Below are 17,995 nucleotides of genomic sequence, written 5' to 3' on the forward strand. Positions count from 1 at the left end.
GAGATCCGGGAGGAACCCGGCCGGGGAAATGCCCTATACCGGGGCTGACGAGCGGGAGCGCGGCATGACCTATTGCGTCGGACTCTACCTGCGGGAGGGAATCGTCCTGCTCTCCGACACCCGCACCAATGCGGGCGTCGACAACATCTCCATCTTCTCGAAGATGCAGGTGGAGGAGGTGCCGGGGGAGCGGGTGCTGAGCCTGCTCTCGGCCGGCAACCTGGCGATCACCCAGGCGGTCTGGAACCGGCTGCAGGAAGGCGTCCGGTTCGACGGGGCGCAACACACCTTGCGCACCGTGCGCAACATGTTCCATGCGGCGCAGCTGGTCGGCCAGGCGGTGCGGGACGTGTTCCAGGCGGATGGCGCGGCGCTCCAGGCGCAGGAGGTTCGCTTCGACATCTCCCTGATGCTGGGCGGGCAGATCGTCGGGGAGGCGCCGCGACTGTTCCTCATCTACGCCGCCGGCAACTTCATCGAGGCGACGGCCGACACGCCCTTCCTGCAGATCGGCGAGCACAAATACGGCAAGCCGATCCTGGACCGGGTGGTGAGCTTCGAGACGCCGGTCGTTGATGGGGTGAAGCTGGTGATGATCAGCATGGACAGCACACTGCGGTCCAACCTGACGGTCGGCATGCCGATCGACCTGCTGGTTTACCGGGCCGATAGCTTCGCGGTGACGCTGCGCCGGCGGATCACCGAGGAGGACGCCTATTTCCGCCTGATCCGGGAAGGCTGGAGCGCCGCCCTGCGCCAGGCCTATCTGGAGATGCCACGGCCCGACTGGGTGCCCTGAGGGCGCTTGCCTGACGGCCAGGGTCGGGCATGATCCCGCCCCCAAGAAACGCCCGGGAGCCTCGCCCATGCCCATCACCCGCCGCGGCCTCGGCCGTACCGCCGCCGCTTCCGCCGGCAGCGCCGCGTTCGCCGGCACCACGCTGGCCGCCGCGCCGGCGCTAGGCGCCAATGCCGCCCCGATCTTCGCGGTGCCCGCCACAACCATCCCGATCGTCGGGACCGAGCAGGTCTTCCCGGTGCGGCGGATCTACTGCATCGGCCGCAATCTACGCGGCCCACGCGCGGGAGATGGGTTCCGACCCGACCCGCGAGCCGCCCTTCTTCTTCCAGAAGCCGACCGACGCCATCCAGTTCGTGGCCCCTGGCAGCGTCGCCGACCATCCCTATCCGACGCTGACGAAGAACTACCACTACGAGGTGGAATTGGTCGCGGCGCTGAAATCCGGTGGGCGCGACATCCCGGCCGAGAAGGCGCTGGAGCACGTCTACGGCTATGCCGTCGGGCTCGACATGACCCGGCGCGACCTGCAGCGCGGCATGGGCGACCAGAAGAAGCCCTGGGAGATCGGCAAGAGCTTCGACCATTCGGCGCCGATCGGGCCGATCCACCCGGTCGAGAAGGTCGGGCACTTCACCAAGGGCGCCATCTCGCTCGCGGTGAACGGCACGGTGAAGCAGGATGCGACGCTCGAGCACATGATCTGGTCGGTGGCGGAGCAGATCGCCCAGCTTTCCGCGGCCTTCGAGCTGATGCCGGGCGACATCATCTATTCCGGCACGCCGGAGAATGTCGGGCCAGTGGTGCGGGGCGACGTGCTGCTCTGCAAGATCGCCGGGCTGCCCGACCTGTCGGTGCGGATCGTCTGAGACGGGCGGGGGTGGCGCGCACCCTTCCTCACGCCAGGACGGTATCCGCCGGGATCAGCAGCTGCGGCAGCTCCGGCTCCGCCGCTTCGGTCCCCTCGGCACGGCGCTCGTAGTAGGTGAAGACGTCCTCCTGCAGGTAGCGCGTGTCGGTGTTGCGCAGGATGAGGTCGCTTAGCGTGGTGTGGCGGATCGCCTGCTCCGTGGCGCAGTCGAAGCCCTGGTTCTCCCACCAGAGCCGGTCGCCGTCGCGCAGCCGGGCGAACTGGTCGGCGATGATCAGGCCGAATGTCTCGCCGACGAAGGCGCCGGGCAGGACGGATTCCGAGAGGCCGCCGGTCCAGAGATCGACCAGGTCCACCGACCCGAAGGCCTCCTCATGGCCGCCACCGTGCCGGCGTCTTCGGTGATCTCCGCGAAGTCGTCGTAGGGCCGCAAATGCAGCGCCTGCCGCATCTCGTTCAGGTGCGGCAGGCCGAGGTCGCGGCCGCGCTGGATGTTGATGGCGGCGAGGTCGATGCCGACCGGCGGGTCGAACAGGAAATTGCGCAGGTCCGGCACCAGCCGCGCATCCATCGCCTGGGCCAGGTCGGCCGAGAGGTGCCGCAGCATCCCGTCCGCCCCGCCATCCGCGGCGAAGAGATCGGGCGCGAGAAAGAAGGCGTCGCGCAGCTCGGAGGTGCCGCCCGGCTCGCCGAATTCGTCCAGCTTCTCGGTCTCCGGCGAGACAGTGGAATGGCCGAAGCGATAGGCGGCGCCGGCGAATTCCACCGCCATGCGCGGATCGACCGCGGGGTCGTAGCCCTGCCAGGGGCCGGGCGCGAGGTCGCCCAGCAGATGCGGCAGGAATTCGCTGTAGGTGACGTTGGCGATCTCGGCCGTCACGATCGCCCGCGCCATCTGGTACAGCGTCTCGGCGTCGAGGCAGGGATCGGCGGCCTGCAGCCGGTCCACCTGGTAGTTGTGCTCCCTTACGAAGAGGGTTTGCAGCGCGGTCAGGGAGGGGTTCTCGTCCGCCCGCTCGTCGCCCGCGAGATGGCCGAGCTGCGCGGTGCCGAAGCCGTTCTCCCCGGTCGGGTCGATCAGCCCGACTGGCAGGTTGTTGCCCTCCGAGGTCAGCATATGGCCGTCCGCGGCGCGCAGCTTCGCCGCGACCTCCGCCGTCGAACCATAGACCATGGAGGCGTCGAGCCAGCCGCTCAGCGCGTTGATCGGCTCGCCGTGCGGGTCCGCCGCGGCGCGGTTCATCGGGATGAAGCCGCCATCCGGGAAGTCCGGGTCGCCTTCGGGAATGGTGATGAAGATCGGCGTCGCGGTGCGGCTGTCGGCGGTCAGGTTGATGTCGTGGTCGATGAACTGGCCCCAGGCATACATCATCCCCGAAAGGCCCTGCGGGTTGGGGATGTCGGCCTCACCCTCGCCGACGACGAGATTGCTGATGACGCGCGGGTTCGGACCCTCGACCAAGCCACGCTCGGCATCGGCGAAGACCGGGTCGGTCAGGCGGATGAAGGCGGTGCCGACGGCATTCGTAGACGGCTCGGCCAGGGTGTTGCCTGAACCATCGAGGCTGCGGAATTCCATGCTGCGCATTCCTGAACGAGGGGGTCCGGGGGCGGGCAGGTCGGCCTCCCGCCAGGGACGCCTGACGCGCGGCGCGTCGGCCCGATGCGGCCACGGAGACAGCCGGCCGACATTGCGTCAATAATCCGGACATCTTCGGTTAATGACGCCTTGCGCGGAATGCGACCGTTGCAGCAATCTGCGCGTGGGTCGTCGTTGCAGCCGCGCCGCATTGCTGCTGCGGTGCGCAAGCAATGAGTTGGCGGGCGGCCGCTGCGCATGCTGCGACCGATCCCGTGATATACTTTGTGAAACTAATAATGGGTTGCAATCGCAAATAGGGTCCGCGCGGGTACCGTGGGGCCAGCATCCCGGCCTTCGCCGAGGTGCCGCCGCGCCAGGCAAGTCGGTTAGGTCACCTGAACGTGTCCGCCCGCCCCACCTCTTGCGCGCAGGCGGGCATCCGACTTTCCTCCAAGCCACGAGAAGGAGCCGTCCCATGCGCCGCCGGGAAAGCCTTGCCCTGCCCATCTTGCTGGCGCTGCCGGCCACCCTCCGCGCCCAGGCGCCCTGGCCGAGCCGCCCCATCCGCGTCATCGTTCCCTTCGGCCTCGGCGGCTCCGCCGATGTCGCGGCGCGCGCCCTGGCGGAACCGCTGTCGCAGGCGCTCGGCCAGCCCGTGGTGGTCGAGAACCGTCCCGGCGCCGGCGCCGTCATCGGTACCGAAGCGGCGGCCAAGTCGGCGCCGGACGGTCATACTTTGCTATTGATGTCGAACACCCACACGGCGAACGAGACGCTGCTGCCGCAGCGCCCCTATGTGCTGATGCGCGACCTGATGCCGGTCGCCGCCATCAACGTCGCGGTGCATGTGCTGGCGGTGCATCCCTCGCTCGGCGTGAGCAGCGTGGCCGAGCTGATCGCCAAGGCGAAGGCCACGCCGGGGAGGATCGACTACGCCTCCTCCGGCCCCGGCACGCCCTATCACATTGCCGGCGAAGTCTTCCGCGCCATGGCCGGGATCGAGATCAACCACATCCCCTTCCGCGGCTCGAACGAGGCGCGTGCACCGCGCTGATCGGCGGCCAGGTGCCGATGATGTTCGACGCCATCCCGACCATGCGGGAGCAGATCACCGGCGGCCGCGTCATCGGCCTGGCGACCACTGGGCAGCAACGCAGCCCGCTGTTGCCCGAGCTCCCGGTGGTGGCGGACACGCTGCCAGGCTACGAGGCCTCGATCTGGCTCGGCCTGATGGGACCGCGCGGCATGCCGGCGCCGGTGGTGGAACGACTGCATGCGGAGTGCGGCCGCATCCTCGAGGCGCCGCGGATGCGGGAGGCGATGGCGCGCAGCGGCGCCTACCCGATGGCGATGTCGATCGCCGAGTTCGACGCCTTCCTGCGCCGCGACATCGACCGCCAGGGCGAGTGGATCCGCATGGCCGGCATCCAGCCGGGTTAGCCGGGCTTGGCGGTGCCGGCCGGCGGGGCCAATCTGCGCGCCGCAGAAGGGGGACGCATGGTCCAGTTCAGCCTGAACGGCGCGCCGGTCGCGCTGGATGTTCCGCCCGGGGCCTCGCTGCTGCACGCGCTGCGCGGCCGGCGGGGCTGTCCGGCCCGCGCTTCGGCTGCGGCACGGAACAATGCGGGTCGTGCATGGTGCTGCTGGACGGCGCGCCGGCCTTTGCCTGCACCCTGGTGGCGGAGGCCTGCGCCGGGCGCACGGTGGTGACAGTGGAGGGTCTCGGCACGCCGGAGGCGCCGCACCCGCTGCAGTCCGCCTTCCTGGCGGAGCAGGCCGGGCAATGCGGCTATTGCCTCGCCGGCATCCTGGTCTCCGCCGCGGCGCTGCTGGCGCGCGACCCGGCGCCGACGGAGGAGGCGATCCGCGCCGCGCTCGAGCCGCATCTCTGCCGCTGCGGCAGCCATGGCCGGATCATCCGCGCGGTGCAGCGCGCGGCGCGGGAGATAGGCCGATGAGCGCCGGCACGGACGGCCCCGCGCCGCGATTGGCCGATCCGCTCACCGGCCGCACCACGCCGCCGAGCGGCTTCGGCGCAGCGCTGCGGGTCGATGACGGCAAGCCGCGCCTGCCGGGCAGCCTGCACCTGAACCGCCGCCTGTCGCAGTGGCTGAGCTTCCACGCCGATGGCCGCGTCACCATCACGCCCGGCAAGGTGGAGCTAGGCCAGGGCATACTGACCACGCTGAGCCAGATCGCCGCCGACAAGCTCGACGTCGAGCTCCACCGCGTCACCGCCCGCGCGGCGGCGACGCCCGACAGCCCGGACGAGGCGGTGACCAGCGGCAGCCTCTCCACCCAGGACAGCGGCGGCGCGCTGCGCCATGCCTGCGCCGCGGCGCGGGCGATCTTTACGCAGGTCGTGGCCCAGCGCACCGGCGTGCCGGTCGAGTCCATCACCGTCGAGGACGGCACCTTCCATGGCCCGGGCGGGCCGATCGGCAGCTACTGGGAACTCGCCGACCAAGCCCTGCTGGAGACCGAGGCGACGCCGGAGGCCAGGGCCAAGCCGCCCGGGGCGCGCCGAATCGCCGGCACCTCCGTCGCCCGCATCGACCTGCCCGACAAGGTCTTCGGCGCCGCGCGCTACGTGCACTGACCTGCGGCTGCCGGGCATGCTGCAGGCGCGCATGGTGCGACCACCGGAGCGTGGCGCGGTGCTGACGGCGCTGCACGAGGGCCCGCTGCCCGGCGATGCACGCGTGGTGCGCGACGGCAGCTTCCTCGCGGTGCTGGCGACGACCGAATGGGACGCCGAGGCCGCCGCCGCGCGCGTGGCGGCGCGGGCCGCGTGGGAGGCGCGGGAAACGCTGCCCGAGCAGGCGGGGCTGGCGGACTGGCTGCGCGAGGCGGCGGCGCGCGGCGAGCGCAGCGACGTCCTCCGCGAGGGTGCGGCAGGCCCCGCGGCCCGTACCCTGCGCCGCAGCTTCTTCCGGCCCTATCTCGCGCATGCCTCCATCGCACCCTCCTGCGCCGTGGCGCGCTGGGAGGGGATGCGGTCACCGTCTGGACCCATAGCCAGGGGCCCTACAATCTGCGCGCCGACCTGGCCAAGGCGCTGCGCTGCGCGCCGGAGAAGGTCGTGGTCCGCCACCGCGAGGGCGCGGGCTGCTACGGCCATAACGGCGCCGACGACGTGGCGCTCGATGCCGTGCTCGCGGCCCGCGCGGTGCCGGGCGTGCCGCTTCGGATGCTCTGGTCGCGGGCCGAGGAACTCGGCTGGTCGCCCTTCTCCCCGGCCATGCTGGTGGAGGCAGAGGCCGATCTCGACGCCGCCGGCGACATCGCCGCCTGGCGCAGCCACATCATCAGCAACGGCCATTCCTCCCGCCCTGGACGGGCGCCGGAGCCGACGCTGCTCTCGGCCTCGATGCTGGCGGAGCCCTTCGCGGTGAAGCCCAGCATCAACCCGCCGATGGCCGCCGGCGGCGCGCGCCGCGCAACGGCGTGCCGCTCTACCGCTTCCCGGCGGTGCAGGTGGAGACCACGCGGCTGCTGGAGATGCCGCTGCGCACCTCGGCGCTCCGCGGCCTTGGCGCCACCATCAATGTCTGGTCGATCGAGAGCCTGATGGACGAGGCGGCGGCGCTGGCCGGGGCCGATCCGCTGGAATACCGGCTGCGCCACCTGGACGACCCGCGCGCGGTCGCCGTGCTGGCCCGCGTCGCCGCCATGTCGAACTGGCGCGAGCGGCCAAAGCGCGACGGCTGGGGCATGGGGCTCGGCTTCGCCCGCTACAAGAACACCGGCGCCTGGGCCGCGGTGGTGGCCGAGGTCGAGGCGCGCGAGCGGGTCTTCTGCCGCCGGCTCTGGATCGCCGGCGATGTGGGGAGGTGGTGAACCCCGACGGCGTCGCCAACCAGTTCGAGGGCGGCGCCATCCACGGCACCTCCGTCGCGTTGCTGGAGGAGGTGCGGTTCGACCGCCGCCGCGTGCTCAGCGATGCATGGGAGGAATTCCCGATCCTCCGCTTCTCCGAAGTGCCGAAGGTCGCAGTGGACATCATCGCGCGGCCCGACCAGCCCTTCCTCGGCGCCGGGGAGGCGAGCATGGCGCCGACCATCGCCGCCATCGCCGCGGCGATCACCGATGCGCTCGGCGTCCGGCCGCGCGCGCTGCCCTTCACGCCGGACAACCTCGCCAAGGCGGAGAGCTGATGTCCGGCCGCTTCACGTCTTCGGCGCGATGCGCCTTCAACGATCGATCGGGGTCATGATCAAGCTCACCCTCGCCTGCACCGCCAGCGACCGCACCCGGCCGCTGATGGATGGCCGCGTCACCGTGCCCGGCTGCGACATCACCTTCCTGCCCGGCGAGCCGGAGGACATCTTCCGCCGGGCGCTGCGCGACCGCGCCTTCGAGGTCAGCGAGCTGTCGATGGGCTCGCACATCGTCACCACGGCGCGCGGCGACAGCCCCTATGTCGGCATCCCCGTATTCCTCTCCCGCGCCTTCCGCCATTCCGCCATCTATGTCCGCACCGACCGCGGCATCCGCACCGCCGCCGATCTCGCCGGCCGCACCATCGGCCTGCCGGAATACCAGCAGACCGCAGCGCTCTGGGTGCGCGGCATCCTGCGCGAGCACTATGGCGTGGATACGTGCGGCATCGCCTGGCGCACCGGCGGCGAGCGTGTGGCGATCACCCTGCCGCCGGGCTTCGACGTGCGCCCGCTCGGCCGCGACCTGGAAGCGGCGCTCGAGGCCGGGGAGATCGACGCGCTGATCGCGCCGCGCCCGCCCGCCTGCCTCGGGCGCGCACCGGTGGCGCGGCTCTATCCCGACTACCGGGCGGAGGAGCTGGCCTGGCACAAGGCCAGCGGCTTCTTCCCGATCATGCATTGCCTCGCGGTGCGCAAGGACATCGCCGAGCAGCATCCCTGGCTGCCGCTCGAGCTCCACCGTGCGGTCTGCCGGGCGAAGGCGCTGTCGCTGGCCGAGTTGCAGCTTGTCAACGTGCTGCGCGTCTCGCTGCCCTGGATCGCCGCAGCCTATGAGGAGCAGGCCGCGGCGATGGGCGGCGATCCTTGGCCCTATGGCTTCGCCCGCAACCGGGCCGAGATCGCGGCGATGATCCGCTACGCCGTCGCCGACGGGCTGGCGGCGGAGGCGATCCCGCCCGAGGCGCTGTTCCACCCGAGCACGCTGGCGGAGCCGGGCTAGGCGGGCGCGGCCGGCACGGCCGGAGCAGGTCCGCTGGCAACGCTGAGCACATAGGCCTCCTTGAAGAAGGCGGCCCGGATGTACTCCTCCGAGGCATAGGCGAAGCCGCGGTGGCCCCAGTGCCGGCCCCAGCTGTTGCGGATGATGAAGCGGCCGTCGCGGCGGTAGCCGACGACGCAGACCGCATGGCCGCCGCCCGGGCCCTTCCAGCCGTCCAGCTTGCCGTCGGGCGGCGCGTCGTCCCAGCTGCTGTCGGCGTTGAGCCCGGTGAGGATCGGGCGGCCGGCGGCCAGCGCCTTGCGCCAATGATCCAAATCCTGCCGTGCGTTGAAGTAGCTCGCGGCCTTCCGCGTCGCCACGCTCTCGAAGAACTTGTCGGGGTCGCCGAGCACCATCGAGGTGCGGATGGCGAAGAGCAATTCGCTGTGGAGCGCCACGCCGAATTGCGGCAGATGTCGGCCGCCGTCTTCAGGCTGGTGCCGGCTGCCTCGATGAAGGTCTCCGGCCGCCGGCGATCCGCGTCAGATTCCTTCGCCGCCATCCAGATGAAGCGCGGCGAGAGCAGCGTGGTCGGCTCGAGCCGCCCGGCCTTGACAAGCAGGTAGCGCATGACGCCGTCGGCCTGCGGCCCAGCCGATGCAGGAGCCGGTGGATCCCTGGTTGCCCACCCGCCACCAGGGTGCGCGCAGGTCGACCGCTGGGGGCAGCGCATGGTGATGCACCGCACCGGCGCGCACCGCGTCGTGCAGCGTCCAGTCGCGCGACGTATCCTTCGATGGGACGAGGTTGCGGATCCGGTGCTGCGCCGCCGCAATGTCCTGCTGCCTGGCCTCGGCCATTCCGTGTCGCTTCCTGCGCCACCACACGCGATCGGAAGCGGAACGCTACGAAGCCCCTATCCGCGCTGTCAATCCGTGGGGCGCGTCAGGCGCCGCCATTGCTGCTGCGGGTGCCGCCGCCGACATTGTAGCGCGGCGGGTCGCTGGCCGGCTGCAGCGGGCCACAGGCAGCCAGGGCCAGCATCGCCAGCAGGGAAAGGTATCGGATCACGCCGGTCGCAGCGCGCCGCTGGCGCTGCCGTCGCGATCAGGCCGGCGTGAGGCCGAGCCGCGCATCGCGCCGGCGCAGCCAATGCAGCAGGGGCAGGCTCAACGCCACCATCCAGAGCTTGCCGATCACCTGGCCGGGTAGGAAGTCGAGGCTGCCGAAGGCGAGCTGCAGGAAGACGAGGCTATCCACCACCAGCCCGGCCAGGCTGCTGACCACCACCGCGCGAACCAGTCCGCGCCGCTGCAGCGGGGTGTAGACCAGCAGGTCGGCGAGCTCGCTCAGCAGGAAGGCAACCGCCGAGGCAAGCACCAGCGCCGGCGGCGCCAGCAGGGCCGAGAGCGCCGCGCCGGCCAGGATGGCCGCGACCGACCACCACAGCCCGAGCCGTCGTTGCACCAGGTCGCGCAGCACGAGGGCGAGCCCCACCATCAGCACGCCGGAGGGCGCCATGATGCCCGGCGCGACCGGGATCAGGCAGGGGCCCTGCGGGACGCAGACGGTGCCGGCATGGCCGATCAGCCAGTTGGCGGCCGGGATGCTGAGGCCGAAGAGCAGGAGGAAGAGGAAGCCCTCGCCTCGGCGGGAATTGGTGTCATCCATGCCATGTCTCCCAGCCGCGCCGGCGCAGGTCGCAGGCGGGGCAATTGCCGCAGCCATGGCCCCAGGGGTGAAGATGGGTGCGGTCGCCGAGGTAGCAGCTATGGGTATCGACGCGGATCGCCTCGACCAGCGCGGCGCCGCCGAGCCGCGCGGCCAGCGCCCAGGTCGCCGCCTTGTCGCGCCACATCAGCGGCGTGTGCAGCACGAAGCGCGCCTGCATGCCGAGATTGATGGCGACCTGCAGCGCCTTCAGCGTGTCGTCGCGGCAATCGGGGTAGCCGGAATAGTCGGTCTCGCAGACGCCGGTGACGATGTGCCTGAGGCCGCGCCGGTAGGCCAGGGCGGCGGCGAAGGTGACGAAGATCAGGTTGCGGCCGGGTACGAAGGTATTGGGCAGCCCATCCGCCTGCATGGCGATCTCGGTCTCCCGCGTCAGCGCGGTGTCCGAGACGGCGCGGAGCGCGTCGAGCGCCAGCACCTGGTCCGCGCCGAGCCTCGGCGCCCAGTGCGGGTTCTCGGCCGTGAGCCGCGCGCGGAAGGTGGTGCGTAGCTCGAGCTCGACGCGGTGGCGCTGGCCGTAGTCGAAGCCGATGGTCTCGACATGGGCGAAGCGGTCCAGCGCCCAGGCGAGGCAGGTGGCGGAATCCTGGCCGCCGCTGAACAGCACCAGGGCTGCGTCGTCGCGCATCATGCCTCCAGTCGTCGCGCGGCCCAGCGCGCCGCCTCGGCCACCACCGGGTCGGCGTCCTCCGCCAGGGCCTGGGCGACCGGGCGCAGCGCGGGGTCGGCGGCATTGCCCGCGGCGATCATCACGTTGCGGACGAAGCGGTCGCGGCCGATGCGCTTCACCGGGCTGCCGCTGAACAGCGCGCGGAAGCCGGCATCGTCCAGCGCGGCCAGCTCCGCCAGCTTCGGCGCCTGCAGCGCGGCGCGCGGGGCGAAGCCGGGCTCGGCATGGGCCCTGGCGAACTTGTTCCAGGGGCAGACCGCCAGGCAGTCGTCGCAGCCATAGATGCGGTTGCCCATGGGCACCCGGTGCTCCTCCGGGATCGGCCCCTTTTGCTCGATCGTCAGGTAGGAAATGCAGCGCCGCGCATCCAGCCGGTAGGGCGCCGGGAAGGCATCGGTCGGGCAGACGGAGAGGCAGTTGCGGCAGGAGCCGCAATGGTCGCGCTCCGGCGCATCCGGCGGCAGCGCCAGGGTGGTATAGATTTCGCCGAGGAAGAGCCAGGACCCGTGGCTGCGGCTGACCAGGTTGGTGTGCTTGCCCTGCCAGCCGAGCCCGGCCTGCTGCGCCAGCGGCTTCTCGGCGACCGGGGCGGTATCGACGAAGACCTTCAGTTCCGTGCCGAAGCGCTGCGCCATCCACCGGCCGAGCTGCTTCAGGCGCGACTTCACCACGTCATGGTAGTCCCGGCCCTGCGCATAGACGCTGATGGCGCCGCGGTCGCGCCGGGCGAGGATGGCCATCGGGTCCTGCCCCGGCGCGTAGTTCATCCCGAGGCTGACGACGCTGACCGCCTCCGGCCAGAGCGTCCGGGGCTGGGCGCGCTGCGCCGCCCGGTCCGCCATCCAGCCCATGCCGCCATGCATGCCGGCCTCGAGGAAGGCGTCGAGCCGGGCGCGCACCGCGTCCGGCAGCAGCGCCTCGGTGAAGCCGACCGTGCCGAAGCCGAGCCGCAGGGCCTCGGCACGGATGGCCTCGGCCGCGAGGCGGCCGGCCTCCCGCGCCGGGGCGCGTCCCGGGGCTTCGATCTGCTGGAGCATGGCGGCTTCTAGGACAGGCGGGGGATGATGCCACCGCCATGCGGCATGGCGGCCCCGCGCGGGCCCGGGGACGGGCGGTCCAGGATGCGCCCGGGGCCTTGCCGGTCTCCTGCCGCAGCCCTGCCGGTTGGGCATGTCTGGGCACCGCAACTCTTGGTTGCCGATGCGGCTCCATGGGATCACTCAGGCTCACGGATGCGCGATGGAGGCCCGGAAGAGCCCCGGCCTGTTCTCCCGCATCCCGATCCCTCGGGAGAGCCTCATGCTCCAGACCCTGTTCGGCGCCTTCGGCGCCGTCGCCCTGCTCGCCACCTGCATCGCCGCGGAGCATGTCCGCGCCCGGCTGCTCGCCAGCGGCCTCTACCCGCAGGGCCGCTTCATCGCCGACTGAGAAGGCGCGTCCTCAGCCGCGGCCGCGATAGGGCTGCACGCCCTGCTCCGGCACCCAGAGCCCGGCCGGGACCGGGCCGGTCTGGTAGAAGACATCGATCGGGATGCCGCCGCGCGGGTACCAGTAGCCGCCGATCCGCAGCCAGTGCGGCGCCAGCGCCTCCACCAGCCGACGGGCGATCGAGACGGTGCAGGCCTCGTGGAAGGCACCGTGGTTGCGGAAGGCGCCCAGGTACAGCTTCAGCGACTTGCTCTCGACCAGCCAGTCCTGCGGGACGTAGTCGATCACCAGATGCGCGAAGTCGGGCTGTCCGGTCATCGGGCAGAGCGAGGTGGATTCCGGTGCGGCGAAGCGCACGAGGTACTGCACCCCGGGATGCGGGTTCGGCACGCGCTCCAGCACCGCGGCCTCTGGCGAGGACGGCGCCTGGGTATAGTGGCCGAGCAGGGTCAGGCCGGAGGTATCGGTGGTGGCTTCGGTCATCGCAGCGTCTCCCGGTCCTCGGCCAGCTCCGCCGCGGCGGCATCCTCCGGCGGTGCGTCGCCGGCGGCCCAGGCCGCTTCGAGCGCCGCGGCATGCGCATCCAGCCGCCCGGCGGAGATGGCGTCGCGCAGCCCGCGCGTCAGGTCCTGGTAGTACTGCAGGTTGTGCCAGGTCAGCAGCATCGGGCCGAGCATCTCCTCCGCCTTGATCAGGTGGTGGAGATAGGCGCGGGAATGTCGCGCGCAGGCCGGGCACGCACAGTCCGGGTCGATCGGCCGCTTATCCTCGGCGTGCTTGGCGTTGCGCAGGTTCATCATGCCGCGGCTGGTATAGGCGCGGCCGGTGCGGCCCGACCGCGTCGGGATGACGCAGTCGAACATGTCGATGCCGCGCCTGACCGCGCCGACGATGTCGGAGGGCGTGCCGACGCCCATGAGGTAGCGCGGCGCGTGCGTCGGCATCAGTGGCAGGGTGCAGTCGAGCACGCCGAACATCATCTCCTGGCCCTCGCCGACCGCGAGGCCGCCGACCGCATAGCCCTCGAAGCCGATCCCGCTCAACGCGGCGACGCTCTCGGCGCGCAGCTCGGGATAGGTGCTGCCTTGGACGATTCCGAACAACCCATAGCCCTCGCGCGGGACGAAGGCGTCGCGGCAGCGCTTGGCCCACCGCATCGACAGCCGCATCGAGGTCGCGGCCTGTTCCTCGGTCGCCGGGAAGGGCGTGCATTCATCGAGGCACATGGTGACGTCGGCATCCAGCAGCCGCTGGATCTCGATGCTGCGCTCCGGCGTGAGGCGATGCTTGCTGCCGTCGAGATGGCTGCGGAAAGTGACGCCGCCCTCGTCCATCTGCCGCAGCTCGTTCAGGCTCATCACCTGGTAGCCGCCGCTGTCCGTCAGGATCGGCCCGTGCCAGTCCATCATGGTGTGCAGCCCACCGAGCCGGCCGACCCGCTCGGCGCCCGGCCGCAGCATCAGGTGGTAGGTATTGCCCAGCACCATGCGGGCGCCGGTCGCGCGCACGCTGTCCGCGGTCATCGCCTTCACCGTGCCGGCGGTGCCGACCGGCATGAAGACCGGCGTCTCCACCTCCCCATGCGCGGTGTGCAGCACGCCGCGGCGGGCGTTGCCGTCCTGCGCCAGCCTGGTCCAGTGCAGGGTCATGTCTCGTCATCCGCGCGGGTCAGCAGGCTGCCGTCGCCATAGCTGTAGAAGCGGTAGCCCTCGGCGATCGCGTGCTGGTAGGCGGCCCGCATCCGCGCCGTGCCGGCGAAGGCCGAGACCAGCATGAAGAGCGTCGACTTCGGCAGGTGGAAATTGGTCAGCAGCAGGTCGGCGGCGCGGAAGCGGTGGCCGGGCAGCAGGAAGATGTCGGTCAGGCCGCGGAAGGGCCGCACCGGCCGCAGGTCGTCACCGCCGCCGAGCGCCGCCGTCTCCAGCAGCCGCAGCGCCGTGGTGCCGATGGCGACGATCCGCCCGCCCGCCGGCCGCGCCGCGTTGATGGTCGCCGCGGCCTCCTCCGTCACCTCGCCCCATTCGGCGTGCAGCCGGTGGGCGCGGGGGTCCTCGGCCCGCATCGGCAGGAAGGTGCCGGCGCCGACATGCAGCGTGACGGTGGCGCGTTGCACGCCGCGCGCCTCCAGCGCCGCGACCAGCTCCGGGGTGAAGTGGAGACTCGCGGTCGGCGCCGCGACGGCGCCGGGCCGTTCCGCGAACAGGGTCTGGTAGTCCTCCCGGTCCTCCGGCCGTGGACCCTCGGGCCGGGCGATGTAGGGCGGCAGGGGGATCTCCCCGGCCTGCTCCAGCGCCGCCGCCAGCGCCGCCGGGTCGGGGCCGAAATCGAGCCTTGCGGTGCCGCCCTCCCGCGCCAGCACGCGGCAGGGCAGGCCGGGCGCGCCCTCGATGGCGATCACGTCGCCCGGGTGCAGGCGGCGGGCGTTGCGCACCAGCGCCTCCCAGCTGCCGTCGGGGTCGGCGCGGTTCAGCATGATCTCGATCGCCGCCTCGCCGCGGCGGCCGCGCAGCCGGGCCGGGATCACCCTGGTGTCGTTCACCACCATGACGTCGCCGGGGCCGAGCAGCCCGGGCAGGTCGCGCATGCCCCGGTCGCGCGGCCCGGCGGGATCGACCAGCAGCAGCCGGGCGGCGTCGCGCGGCCGGGCGGGCGCCTGGGCGATCAGCCGCTCGGGCAGGGCGAAGTTGAAATCCTCCGTCCTGAGCGGCGGTGGCGGGGGGCAGGGGTGTCGGGCACCGGCGGGCGGTAGCGCGCCGGGGGGAGAAGGCAACACGAAGCCGCGCCCGGTTCGCACCCGCGCCGGTTCCGGCTTCGCGCGCCGAGGGCACCGCCCTATGACGGTCGCCCGAGGCTCGCGAGAGGAGTCCCATGCGCCGCCGCCTGCTGCTTGCCGCGCCTGCCCTGGCCTGCCATCCCGCATACGCCCAGCCGGCCGCGCCGCTGACCGTCTTCGCCGCCGCCTCGCTGCAGGATGCGCTGCGGGCGCTGGAGCCGGAATGGCGCGCCGATGCCGCCCACCCGCCGCTCCGCCTTTCCTTTGCCGCTTCCTCGGCGCTGGCGCGGCAGATCGAGCAGGGCGCCCCGGCCGACCTCTTCCTTTCGGCCGACGAGCCCTGGATGGACTATTTGGCCCAGCGCGGGCTGATCCTGCCGGAGACGCGGGTCAGCCCGCTCGGCAATGCCCTGGTGCTGGTGGCGCCGGCCAACTCGCCGGCGGCGCCCGTCGCCATCGGGCCCGGCACCGATCTCGCCGGGCTGCTCGGCCCGCAGGGGCGGCTCGCCACCGGCGACCCGGCGCATGTCCCGGCCGGGATCTATGCCAAGGCCGCGCTCGAGAGCCTCGGCCAATGGGCCGCCATCGCCCCGCGCCTGGCCCGGGCGGAGAATGTCCGCGCCGCGCTCCTGCTGGTCGAGCGGGGGAGGCGCCGCTCGGCATCGTCTATGCGACGGATGCGCGAGCCAGCGCCGGAGTGAAGCTGCTCGGCAGCTTCCCGCCCGGCAGCCACCCGCCAGTCACCTATCCCTTCGCCGTCACCCGCCGAGCCGCCGGCCGGGCGGAGGCGCGGGCGCTGCTGGCCTTCCTCGCCGGGCCGGAGGCGGCCGCGACCTGGCGCCGCTTCGGCTTCGCCACCGCGGCGCCCTGACCCCGTGCGCCGGCTTGCCCCGCTCGCGGCCCTCATGCTCGGCTGGCTCATGCCCTTGCCGCCCGCCCAGGCCGCGGAGCCGGTCCGCCTGCTCGCGGCCGGCAGCCTGCGCGCCGCCTTCACCGAACTGCTCGCCGGCTTCCGCGACGCGCCGGTGGAGGCCGAGTACGGCCCGTCCGGCCTGCTGCGGCACAGGATCGAGGCCGGGGCGCCGGCCGACCTCTTCGCCTCGGCCGATCTCGGCCATCCCCGCGCGCTGGGCGAGGCACGCGGCCGGCCCTACGTGCTCTTTGCCCGCAACCGGCTCTGCGCCCTGGCCGCCCCCGGGGTGGTGGCGACGCCGGAGACGCTGCTCGACAACATGCTGGACCCGGCGGTGCGGCTCGGCACCTCCACCCCGCGGGCCGATCCGTCCGGCGACTATGCCTGGGCGGCCTTCGCCCGGGCCGAGGCGCTGCGGCCCGGCGCCAAAGCGAGGCTGGAGGCAAAGGCGATCCGCCTGGTCGGCGCGCTCGACAGCCCAGCGCCGCCGCCGGGCGAGCCGCGCTCCACCTATGGCTGGCTGATCGCCGGCGGCGCGGCCGACCTGTTCCTGACCTATTGCACCAATGCCGTGGTGGCGGCGGCGGAGGTGCCGGGCGCCCGGATGGTGCCGCTGCCGCCGTCGCTGGCGACCGGCGCCGAGTACGGGCTGATCCTGCTGGACGACCGGCCGGAGGCGGCGCGGCTGGCGCTGCACATCCTCTCGCCGGCGGGCCAGGCGGTCCTGGCGCGGCATGGGTTCGAGGCGCCGCTCGCGCCGCGGTGACGGCGGGATCCGTTGCCTCCGCTATGGCCGGCGGGATACGACGGGCCGGCATCGCCACCGGTCAGGGACCATCGCCATGAAGCTGTCCGCCCGCAACCAGCTGCCCGGCACGGTCGAGCTGGTGACCCCCGGCGCTACCACCTCCCACGTCACGATCCGGCTCGCGGGCGGCCAGACGGTCACCGCCTCCATCACCAACGAGGCGGTGGCGGACCTGGCGCTGGCGGTGGGCGACAGCGTCTTCGCGGTGATCAAGGCCTCAGACGTCATGGTCGGCAAGGGCTGACATCCGGCAAGGCGGGGCAGCCGGCCCGGCGCAGGCGCAGCATCGCCGGTCGCCTGGCGCCTCGCCGGCGCGGCGCGGATCGCCTCCGGCGCGCGCCGGGGCAGGGGGGCGCCGTCGCCGCCGGGTCTGGGCCGGCGATGGATGCGGCCCGTGCCGCGGCCAGGGCGCAAGGTTTCGTCGCCTCCGCCCCTGTGCGGCGCCGCCGATCGACGGGAAGCTGACGATGACCGGGGGCCCTACGCCGCCGCGGCACGGGAGGCGAGGCGGGCTTGGATCCCCTGATCGGCGTGGTGGCGCTGGGCGCCGCGGCGGGCGGCTTCGTGCAGGGCCTCTCGGGCTTCGCCTTCGGCCTGGTGGCGCTGAGCATCTGGGCCTGGGTGCTGGACCCCGTGCTGGCCGGGCCGCTGACCGTCTTCTGCTCGCTGGTCGGGCAGCTGCTGAGCATCGGCTCGCTGCGCCATGCCTTCGAGCCGCGCCGGGCGCTGCCTTTCATCCTCGGTGGCGTGCTCGGCGTGCCGATCGGCGTCGTGCTGCTTCAGCGGATCGACCCGGTGGTCTTCCGGCTCGCGGTCGGGCTGCTGCTGGTGGTCTGGTGTCCGGCGATGCTGCTGGCGCGCGACCTGCCCCGGGTGACACGGGGCGGACGGCTGGCGGATGCGGCGGCGGGGCTGGTCGGCGGGGTGATGGGCGGGCTTGGCGGCCTGACCGGGCCGGCGCCGACCCTCTGGGTCACCCTGCGCGGCTGGGGGCGGGACGCGCAACGGGCGGTCTTCCAGGGCTTCAACCTGGCGATGCACGCGCTGACCATGGCGACCCTGCTGGCCAGCGGCACCTTCCCGGCGGCGGCTTGGCCGCTCTGCCTCGTCGCCGGGCCGGCGATGCTGCTGCCGGCTTTGCTCGGCGCGCGGCTGTACCGGCGGTTCAGCGACATGGCCTTCCGCCGGGTGGTGCTGGGGCTGCTGGCGGTCTCGGGCCTGGTGCTGCTGGCGACGGCGGTGCCGAAGCTGTGGTGACGTGCTAGGCGGGATGCGGCT

The 17,995-nt window shown here is 72.4% G+C and carries 26 protein-coding genes and 1 pseudogene; 16 read left to right on the forward strand and 11 right to left on the reverse strand.

The genetic code is table 11. The annotated features are described in order from the left end of the window. Positions 1-28 precede the first annotated feature (28 nt). Both ACQ86J_RS34870 and ACQ86J_RS34875 read left to right on the forward strand, forming a co-directional pair. Complete coding sequence (locus ACQ86J_RS34870; protein WP_431269110.1) at positions 29-799, forward strand: peptidase; 771 nt, start codon at positions 29-31, stop codon at positions 797-799. 290 nt (positions 800-1,089) lie between these two features. Next, positions 1,090-1,668 (forward strand): fumarylacetoacetate hydrolase family protein, encoded by a 579-nt coding sequence (locus ACQ86J_RS34875; RefSeq protein ID WP_431269111.1) that lies wholly within the window; start codon positions 1,090-1,092, stop codon positions 1,666-1,668. A gap of 28 nt (positions 1,669-1,696) precedes the next feature. Here the strand turns inward: ACQ86J_RS34875 and ACQ86J_RS34880 are convergent, their stop codons facing one another. After that, on the reverse strand, positions 1,697-2,026 hold the full coding sequence (locus ACQ86J_RS34880) for a peroxidase family protein (protein ID WP_431269112.1): 330 nt from the start codon (positions 2,024-2,026) through the stop codon (positions 1,697-1,699). Further along, a complete protein-coding gene (locus tag ACQ86J_RS34885) occupies positions 1,945-3,249 on the reverse strand; it encodes a peroxidase family protein (protein WP_431269113.1) in 1,305 nt (434 codons plus the stop codon). Before ACQ86J_RS34885 ends, ACQ86J_RS34880 begins: the two co-directional genes overlap by 82 nt. Before the next feature lie 478 nt (positions 3,250-3,727). Between ACQ86J_RS34885 and ACQ86J_RS34890 the strand changes: the two genes are divergently transcribed. The 8 genes and pseudogenes from ACQ86J_RS34890 (at position 3,728) to ACQ86J_RS34925 (ending at position 8,415) form a co-directional block, all read left to right on the forward strand. Then, positions 3,728-4,306, forward strand: coding sequence for a tripartite tricarboxylate transporter substrate-binding protein (locus tag ACQ86J_RS34890; protein WP_431269114.1), 579 nt, complete (start codon positions 3,728-3,730; stop codon positions 4,304-4,306). Between the two features lie 17 nt (positions 4,307-4,323). Continuing rightward, positions 4,324-4,692 carry a tripartite tricarboxylate transporter substrate-binding protein gene (locus tag ACQ86J_RS34895; RefSeq protein ID WP_431272639.1) on the forward strand — a complete coding sequence of 123 codons (369 nt, stop codon included), beginning with the start codon at positions 4,324-4,326 and terminating at the stop codon, positions 4,690-4,692. Between the two features lie 194 nt (positions 4,693-4,886). After that, the gene (locus ACQ86J_RS34900) at positions 4,887-5,210 is read left to right on the forward strand and encodes a (2Fe-2S)-binding protein (protein WP_431269115.1); all 324 of its coding nucleotides are present in this window, start codon (positions 4,887-4,889) and stop codon (positions 5,208-5,210) included. Beyond that, positions 5,207-5,851: a molybdopterin cofactor-binding domain-containing protein gene (locus ACQ86J_RS34905; RefSeq protein WP_431269116.1), complete on the forward strand. Its 645-nt coding sequence runs from the start codon at positions 5,207-5,209 to the stop codon at positions 5,849-5,851. Before ACQ86J_RS34900 ends, ACQ86J_RS34905 begins: the two co-directional genes overlap by 4 nt. Positions 5,852-5,998: 147 nt before the next feature. Then, a pseudogene (locus tag ACQ86J_RS34910) lies at positions 5,999-6,514 on the forward strand (molybdopterin cofactor-binding domain-containing protein); the annotation flags it as partial. Between the two features lie 185 nt (positions 6,515-6,699). Further along, positions 6,700-7,092, forward strand: a complete 393-nt coding sequence (locus ACQ86J_RS34915) for a molybdopterin cofactor-binding domain-containing protein (RefSeq protein WP_431269117.1) — start codon at positions 6,700-6,702, stop codon at positions 7,090-7,092. Continuing rightward, positions 7,086-7,409, forward strand: coding sequence for a hypothetical protein (locus ACQ86J_RS34920; protein WP_431269118.1), 324 nt, complete (start codon positions 7,086-7,088; stop codon positions 7,407-7,409). Before ACQ86J_RS34915 ends, ACQ86J_RS34920 begins: the two co-directional genes overlap by 7 nt. A gap of 55 nt (positions 7,410-7,464) precedes the next feature. Next, complete coding sequence (locus tag ACQ86J_RS34925) at positions 7,465-8,415, forward strand: ABC transporter substrate-binding protein (protein WP_431269119.1); 951 nt, start codon at positions 7,465-7,467, stop codon at positions 8,413-8,415. On the opposite strand, the gene ACQ86J_RS34930 is transcribed toward ACQ86J_RS34925, so the two are convergent. From ACQ86J_RS34930 to queG, 6 genes are all read right to left on the reverse strand, one after another. Next, complete coding sequence (locus tag ACQ86J_RS34930) at positions 8,412-8,852, reverse strand: C1 family peptidase (protein ID WP_431269120.1); 441 nt, start codon at positions 8,850-8,852, stop codon at positions 8,412-8,414. The genes ACQ86J_RS34925 and ACQ86J_RS34930 overlap by 4 nt on opposite strands. 84 nt (positions 8,853-8,936) lie before the next feature. After that, positions 8,937-9,254 carry a hypothetical protein gene (locus ACQ86J_RS34935; protein ID WP_431269121.1) on the reverse strand — a complete coding sequence of 106 codons (318 nt, stop codon included), beginning with the start codon at positions 9,252-9,254 and terminating at the stop codon, positions 8,937-8,939. A gap of 85 nt (positions 9,255-9,339) precedes the next feature. Beyond that, complete coding sequence (locus tag ACQ86J_RS34940; protein ID WP_431269122.1) at positions 9,340-9,465, reverse strand: hypothetical protein; 126 nt, start codon at positions 9,463-9,465, stop codon at positions 9,340-9,342. Between the two features lie 36 nt (positions 9,466-9,501). Beyond that, positions 9,502-10,065, reverse strand: coding sequence for a VUT family protein (locus ACQ86J_RS34945; protein WP_431269123.1), 564 nt, complete (start codon positions 10,063-10,065; stop codon positions 9,502-9,504). Beyond that, a complete protein-coding gene (gene queC / locus ACQ86J_RS34950) occupies positions 10,058-10,753 on the reverse strand; it encodes a 7-cyano-7-deazaguanine synthase QueC (protein WP_431272640.1) in 696 nt (231 codons plus the stop codon). The genes ACQ86J_RS34945 and queC overlap by 8 nt, the downstream gene beginning before the upstream one ends. Further along, complete coding sequence (gene queG, locus ACQ86J_RS34955; RefSeq protein WP_431269124.1) at positions 10,753-11,832, reverse strand: tRNA epoxyqueuosine(34) reductase QueG; 1,080 nt, start codon at positions 11,830-11,832, stop codon at positions 10,753-10,755. The genes queC and queG overlap by 1 nt, the downstream gene beginning before the upstream one ends. Positions 11,833-12,034: 202 nt before the next feature. Here queG and ACQ86J_RS34960 point away from each other — a divergent pair, with 202 nt between their 5' ends. After that, complete coding sequence (locus ACQ86J_RS34960; protein ID WP_431269125.1) at positions 12,035-12,223, forward strand: hypothetical protein; 189 nt, start codon at positions 12,035-12,037, stop codon at positions 12,221-12,223. A 12-nt stretch (positions 12,224-12,235) separates the two neighbouring features. Here ACQ86J_RS34960 and queF read toward each other — a convergent pair whose 3' ends face one another. The 3 genes from queF to queA are packed head-to-tail and all read right to left on the reverse strand — an operon-like array spanning position 12,236 to position 14,900. Next, positions 12,236-12,706 (reverse strand): preQ(1) synthase, encoded by a 471-nt coding sequence (queF, locus tag ACQ86J_RS34965; RefSeq protein ID WP_431269126.1) that lies wholly within the window; start codon positions 12,704-12,706, stop codon positions 12,236-12,238. Then, positions 12,703-13,872, reverse strand: a complete 1,170-nt coding sequence (gene tgt, locus ACQ86J_RS34970) for a tRNA guanosine(34) transglycosylase Tgt (RefSeq protein WP_431269127.1) — start codon at positions 13,870-13,872, stop codon at positions 12,703-12,705. Before tgt ends, queF begins: the two co-directional genes overlap by 4 nt. Further along, positions 13,869-14,900, reverse strand: a complete 1,032-nt coding sequence (gene queA / locus ACQ86J_RS34975; RefSeq protein WP_431272641.1) for a tRNA preQ1(34) S-adenosylmethionine ribosyltransferase-isomerase QueA — start codon at positions 14,898-14,900, stop codon at positions 13,869-13,871. The genes tgt and queA overlap by 4 nt, the downstream gene beginning before the upstream one ends. A 191-nt stretch (positions 14,901-15,091) precedes the next feature. On the opposite strand from queA, the gene modA reads away from it, so the two are divergent. From modA to ACQ86J_RS35000, 5 genes are all read left to right on the forward strand, one after another. After that, positions 15,092-15,697, forward strand: coding sequence for a molybdate ABC transporter substrate-binding protein (modA, locus tag ACQ86J_RS34980; protein WP_431269128.1), 606 nt, complete (start codon positions 15,092-15,094; stop codon positions 15,695-15,697). Then, positions 15,694-15,867, forward strand: a complete 174-nt coding sequence (locus ACQ86J_RS34985; RefSeq protein ID WP_431269129.1) for a substrate-binding domain-containing protein — start codon at positions 15,694-15,696, stop codon at positions 15,865-15,867. Before modA ends, ACQ86J_RS34985 begins: the two co-directional genes overlap by 4 nt. Positions 15,868-15,901: 34 nt before the next feature. Next, a complete protein-coding gene (locus tag ACQ86J_RS34990) occupies positions 15,902-16,675 on the forward strand; it encodes a molybdate ABC transporter substrate-binding protein (protein ID WP_431269130.1) in 774 nt (257 codons plus the stop codon). A 76-nt stretch (positions 16,676-16,751) separates the two neighbouring features. Further along, positions 16,752-16,961 (forward strand): TOBE domain-containing protein, encoded by a 210-nt coding sequence (locus tag ACQ86J_RS34995; RefSeq protein WP_431269131.1) that lies wholly within the window; start codon positions 16,752-16,754, stop codon positions 16,959-16,961. A 269-nt stretch (positions 16,962-17,230) separates the two neighbouring features. Then, positions 17,231-17,974 (forward strand): sulfite exporter TauE/SafE family protein, encoded by a 744-nt coding sequence (locus ACQ86J_RS35000; RefSeq protein WP_431269132.1) that lies wholly within the window; start codon positions 17,231-17,233, stop codon positions 17,972-17,974. The last annotated feature ends 21 nt before the right edge of the window (positions 17,975-17,995 follow it).

The organism is Dankookia sp. P2, from assembly GCF_050632255.1.
Taxonomy (GTDB): Bacteria; Pseudomonadota; Alphaproteobacteria; order Acetobacterales; family Acetobacteraceae; genus Paracraurococcus.

Excerpts from the sequence above, each read along its gene's own strand:
- ACQ86J_RS34870 (WP_431269110.1), top strand. The coding sequence starts at position 29 with ATGCCCTATACCGGGGCTGACGAGCGGGAGCGCGGCATGACCTATTGC.
- ACQ86J_RS34875 (WP_431269111.1), top strand. The coding sequence starts at position 1,090 with ATGGGTTCCGACCCGACCCGCGAGCCGCCCTTCTTCTTCCAGAAGCCG.
- ACQ86J_RS34885 (WP_431269113.1), bottom strand. The coding sequence starts at position 3,249 with ATGGAATTCCGCAGCCTCGATGGTTCAGGCAACACCCTGGCCGAGCCG.
- ACQ86J_RS34890 (WP_431269114.1), top strand. The coding sequence starts at position 3,728 with ATGCGCCGCCGGGAAAGCCTTGCCCTGCCCATCTTGCTGGCGCTGCCG.
- ACQ86J_RS34895 (WP_431272639.1), top strand. The coding sequence starts at position 4,324 with ATGATGTTCGACGCCATCCCGACCATGCGGGAGCAGATCACCGGCGGC.
- ACQ86J_RS34900 (WP_431269115.1), top strand. The coding sequence starts at position 4,887 with ATGGTGCTGCTGGACGGCGCGCCGGCCTTTGCCTGCACCCTGGTGGCG.
- ACQ86J_RS34905 (WP_431269116.1), top strand. The coding sequence starts at position 5,207 with ATGAGCGCCGGCACGGACGGCCCCGCGCCGCGATTGGCCGATCCGCTC.
- ACQ86J_RS34925 (WP_431269119.1), top strand. The coding sequence starts at position 7,465 with ATGATCAAGCTCACCCTCGCCTGCACCGCCAGCGACCGCACCCGGCCG.
- ACQ86J_RS34935 (WP_431269121.1), bottom strand. The coding sequence starts at position 9,254 with ATGGCCGAGGCCAGGCAGCAGGACATTGCGGCGGCGCAGCACCGGATC.
- ACQ86J_RS34945 (WP_431269123.1), bottom strand. The coding sequence starts at position 10,065 with ATGGATGACACCAATTCCCGCCGAGGCGAGGGCTTCCTCTTCCTCCTG.
- queC (WP_431272640.1), bottom strand. The coding sequence starts at position 10,753 with ATGCGCGACGACGCAGCCCTGGTGCTGTTCAGCGGCGGCCAGGATTCC.
- queG (WP_431269124.1), bottom strand. The coding sequence starts at position 11,832 with ATGCTCCAGCAGATCGAAGCCCCGGGACGCGCCCCGGCGCGGGAGGCC.
- ACQ86J_RS34960 (WP_431269125.1), top strand. The coding sequence starts at position 12,035 with ATGGAGGCCCGGAAGAGCCCCGGCCTGTTCTCCCGCATCCCGATCCCT.
- queF (WP_431269126.1), bottom strand. The coding sequence starts at position 12,706 with ATGACCGAAGCCACCACCGATACCTCCGGCCTGACCCTGCTCGGCCAC.
- tgt (WP_431269127.1), bottom strand. The coding sequence starts at position 13,872 with ATGACCCTGCACTGGACCAGGCTGGCGCAGGACGGCAACGCCCGCCGC.
- modA (WP_431269128.1), top strand. The coding sequence starts at position 15,092 with ATGCGCCGCCGCCTGCTGCTTGCCGCGCCTGCCCTGGCCTGCCATCCC.
- ACQ86J_RS34990 (WP_431269130.1), top strand. The coding sequence starts at position 15,902 with ATGCTCGGCTGGCTCATGCCCTTGCCGCCCGCCCAGGCCGCGGAGCCG.
- ACQ86J_RS34995 (WP_431269131.1), top strand. The coding sequence starts at position 16,752 with ATGAAGCTGTCCGCCCGCAACCAGCTGCCCGGCACGGTCGAGCTGGTG.